This is a genomic window from Kocuria tytonicola, assembly GCF_003687455.1.
GTDB lineage: Bacteria > Actinomycetota > Actinomycetes > Actinomycetales > Micrococcaceae > Kocuria > Kocuria tytonicola.
This window is the reverse complement of sequence record NZ_PHOA01000224.1, coordinates 1-456: the sequence shown is the minus strand read 5'-3', so window position 1 is coordinate 456 and position 456 is coordinate 1. Positions and strand designations below refer to the sequence as shown.

The window sequence follows — 456 nt, the reverse complement described above, 5'->3', positions numbered from 1 at the left end:
GGACACGCCCCAGCAGGCGCAGCCCGTCAAGCCCCTGGGGCCGCGGCGGCTCGCGCGGCTGCAGCGGGAGATGGCGGAGCACGCCCAGCGGATCCAGGAGTCCGAGGCGCAGACCGGCGGGGGGGCGGTGGACGAGGAGCTGCTCGCGGCCCAGCACCGGCTCGCGGACCGCGCGGTGCGTGCCGCCGCCGCCAACGACCGGGACCGGGAGGACGCCGAGCGCGCCCTCGCCGCGGGCCCCGGGTCCACGCACGGCACCGGCCCACGCACGGGGGCACCCGGTTCCGCCGATGCCGCCCGCCCGAGCCCCGGCGACCGGATCACCGTGAGGTTCCCGTCCGCCGCCGCCACGGGCGCCGGGGGCCTGGACCTGGGCGTGAGCACGGCGGACCCCGCCTCCCTGCCGGCCTCCCACGTGCACTACGGGCCCGTGACCACGCAGATCCCGGTCCACAC

General features: G+C 79.8%; 1 protein-coding gene. It reads left to right on the top strand.

Annotated features, from left to right (window positions below; translation table 11 throughout):
- Window positions 1-456: hypothetical protein (locus tag CWC38_RS12185; RefSeq protein WP_206059912.1), on the top strand; the 456-nt coding region annotated here is incomplete at both ends.